Genomic DNA, 3,410 nt, shown 5'->3' with positions numbered 1-3,410 from the left:
TGTCGTCGGGGCGCCGGCCTGGTTCGGCCAGTGGTGGGGCGCGGGCTACGCGTTCGTGGTCGGCCGGGCGCTGCGCCGGCTCGGGCTGCCCGAGCCGCGGCGGCTGCTGGTGGCCGGCCTGCCCGCCCCGCAGCTGCCGCGCCGGGCGACCCCGGTGCACGACGCTCCCGCGCCCGAACTCTTCGAGCGGATCGGCGCGTTGAACGGGCACGGCGACGGGGCCCGGGCGGGCAGCCCGCTGCTGAACGTCATGCTGCCCACCCTGCGGGCCGACTTCGCGGTGGCCGAGACCCATGTGCACCGGCCCGGCCCGCCGCTGGACTGCCCGATCACCGTCTACGGCGGCCGCGCGGACGCCTCCACCACCGAGGAGGAACTGGCGGCCTGGGGCGAGCACTCCGCCGCCGGCACCACCGTCCGGCTCTTCGACGGCGGTCACTTCTTCCCGCACGACGCCCCGGAGGCCTTCCTGCCCGTCCTGGCGGCCGACCTGCTCGGCCGACGGCCGGCGGCAGCCGCCCTCGGACCGGTCTGACGGCTCCCGCCGGGCGGGTGGTGCACAGCCCAACCTTTAGCGCCGCCCCTGAGGCTGACGCACCGTCGGCCGGACCGCCCCCACCGGCCGTACCCGCCGCTCCGCCCGTCCGGCCAGGCTCCCCCGGCCGGGGCCGGGCAGGCGGAGCGCGAGAGGCCGCCGGGGCAGCGGTGCCGGGCCCCGGCCGCCGGGCGCCGCCGGCCGGAAGGAGACCCAGCACCATGCCGCGCTACCTCACCCGCACCCCACCGCCCCCGGGACGGCTGCGGGTGTTCTGCTTCCCGTACGCGGGCGGCGGCGCCTCGGCCTACGCGGGCTGGCAGCGCCGGATCACCGCCGACGCGGAGCTGCTCCCGGTCCAACTCCCGGGCCGCGAGGGGCGGATGGCGGAGCCGAGGTTCACCGACCTGGCCGCCCTGATCGCCGACCTCGACGCCGAGCTCGGGCCGGAGCTCGACCACCCGCACGTGCTCTACGGGCACAGCATGGGCGCCCTGATCGCCTTCGCGCTCGCCCAGCACCGCCACGCCCGCGGCGCGCGGCTGCCCGCGGCCCTGGTGCTCGGCGGCCACCGGGCGCCGCACCTGCCGGCCCCGCTGCCCGACGAGCCCGACATCGCCGACGCCGACCTGGTGCGGACCCTGGACGCCTACGGCGGCCTGCCCCGGATCCTGCTGGACCACCCGGAGTGGCTCGCCGCCCTGCTGCCGATCGTCCGCGACGACCTGCGGCTGTGCGCCGCCGCCCCCACCGTCGCCCGCACCCCGCTGCCGGTGGCGCTGCACGCCTTCGGCGGGGCCGGGGACCGGCTGGTCACGGTGCCCGAGGTGCGGGAGTGGGCGCGCTACTCCACCCGGGAGAGCGAGACCGTGGTGGTGCCCGGCGGCCACTTCTTCCCCCGGGAGGAGCCCGGCTTCCTGGACCTGCTCTCCGCCGTGCTGCGCCGCTACGAGCCGGCCGCCGCCGGGACCGCCGGGACCGTCGCGACCGCCGCCGCGGCCCCGGCCGGACAGGGCTGAGCGGGCGGGCCCGGCCCGCTTTTAGCGGTGCCAAAGCCCCCTCTCGGACGATGCGGGACGAGGCCGGGGGGCGCGTGCACGGCGCGTGCCCGACCACCCGTCACCGTCACCGACTAGGGGGAGCATTGACCACGCGCACGCTCGACTCCGTACCCGTGGCCGTACCCGCCACCGCGGCCGGCTCGGAGCACGCCGCCCGGATCGCCAACGCGGCCGAGGAGTTCCTCGGCGCGGCCGCCGCCGCCCGCCCGGACGCGCCCGCCGTCCGGGACCGCTACGGCGCCTGGACGTACGCCGAGCTGGACGGCGCCGCCGACTCCTTCGCCCGGATCCTGGACGGCCACGGCATCCGGCCCGGCGACCGGGTGCTCGCCCGGGTGGGCAGCAGCCGCGAGTTCACCGCCCTGCTCTTCGGCGCCTGGCGGCGCGGCGCGGTGCTGGTGCCCGTCAACCCGGCGATGCGGGCCTTCCACCTCGGGCCGGTGCTGGCCGACTCGGCGCCGGCGCTGATCGTCGCGGAGGCGGCCGAGCGGGAGGAGGCCGACGGGCTGCGCTGGCCGGCCGGGGTGCCCGTCGCGGTGGTCTCCGAACTGGACCTCTCGGGGCCCGCCGACCCGGCCGGGCGCACCGAGGCGCTGGTGCCGGCCGACCGGCTGGCGCTGCTGATCTACACCTCCGGCAGCACCGCCGCGCCCAAGGCCGTGGCCTGCCCGCACGCCCAGGTGGTGTTCGCCGCGCGGGCGATCGCCCAGCGGCTGAACTACCGCCCGGACGACGTGGTGCTGACCGCCGTGCCGCTCTCCTTCGACTACGGCCTCTACCAGGTGCTGCTGTCGGCGCTGGCCGGGGCCGAGCTGCTGCTGTCCGGCCCGGAGAGCCACGCCCGGCTGCTGGGCTTCGCCCGCGACCACGGCGCCACCGTGGTGCCGCTGGTGCCCTCGCTGGGCGAACTGCTGGTGCGGCTGGCCTCCCGGGACCCGCGGCCGACCGCCGTCCGGCTGTTCACCAACACCGGCGCCGCGCTCAACGCGCCGCTGATCGCCTCGCTGCGGGAGGCCTTCCCCGGCGCCGCGGTGGCCCCGATGTACGGCACCACCGAGTGCAAGCGGATCACCGTCCTGGAGCCCGACGGCGACCTGGCCCGGCCCGGCTCGGTGGGGCGGGCGCTGCCCGGCACCGAGGTGCTGACGCTGGACGACGACGGCCGGCCGCTGCCGCCGCACGAGATCGGCGAGATCGCCGTCCGCGGCCCGCACGTGATGGCCGGGTACTGGCAGGCCCCCGAGCCCACCGCGCTGCGGTTCCGGGTGAACCCGGAGGACGGCGCGGTCACGCTCCACACCGGCGACTACGGCTGGCTGGACGAGGACGGCCACCTGTACTTCCAGGGCCGGCGCGACGACCTGTTCAAGCGGCGCGGCTCGCGGATGAGCACGGTGGAGATCGAGGCGGCCGTCCTGGACATCGACGGGGTCCGCGAGGCGGCCCTGATCGCCCCCGAGCAGGACCGCGACATGGTGCTGTTCGTGGTGGGCGAGCTGACCGCCGAGCAGGTGCTGGGCAAGCTCGCCGACCGGCTGGAGGCGGCCAAGGTGCCGGACCTCTGCCGGGTGCTGCCCGCCCTGCCGCTGACCGCCAACGGCAAGACGGACGGCAAGGCGCTGCGCGCCCTGCTGGCGGCCGGGCCGGCCTGACCGTCGCACCGGAACGCCGGTGACGCGCGGTCAACGGACGGGTACGCCCCGCCAGGGCGTGTCTGACGATTCGCGTTGGATCAGCGAGCGGCGTTGGGGTGCGTGCATCGCAAGGCGGAGGAGGGAGCCACTGCGGAGCATTGGCGACCGACGACAACGCGG

3 protein-coding genes are annotated in these 3,410 nt (G+C 77.4%); all 3 read left to right on the top strand.

Annotated elements, in window-relative coordinates; genetic code table 11:
• Positions 1 to 535, top strand: a 535-nt coding sequence (locus tag ABZW03_RS38790; RefSeq protein WP_355269274.1) for a thioesterase domain-containing protein, incomplete at its 5' end; no start/stop codon positions are given.
• Positions 536 to 756: 221 nt separating this feature from the next.
• Positions 757 to 1,554, top strand: a complete 798-nt coding sequence (locus ABZW03_RS38785) for an alpha/beta fold hydrolase (protein WP_355269272.1) — start codon at positions 757 to 759, stop codon at positions 1,552 to 1,554.
• 125 nt (positions 1,555 to 1,679) lie between these two features.
• On the top strand, positions 1,680 to 3,248 hold the full coding sequence (locus tag ABZW03_RS38780; RefSeq protein WP_355269271.1) for an AMP-binding protein: 1,569 nt from the start codon (positions 1,680 to 1,682) through the stop codon (positions 3,246 to 3,248).
• Positions 3,249 to 3,410 lie beyond the last annotated feature (162 nt).

The sequence above is a fragment of the Kitasatospora sp. NPDC004799 genome, assembly GCF_040609095.1.
In the GTDB taxonomy this organism is placed as follows: Bacteria; Actinomycetota; Actinomycetes; order Streptomycetales; family Streptomycetaceae; genus Kitasatospora.
This window is presented reverse-complemented; position numbering and strand designations above follow the sequence as displayed.

Excerpts from the sequence above, each read along its gene's own strand:
- ABZW03_RS38785 (WP_355269272.1), top strand. The coding sequence starts at position 757 with ATGCCGCGCTACCTCACCCGCACCCCACCGCCCCCGGGACGGCTGCGG.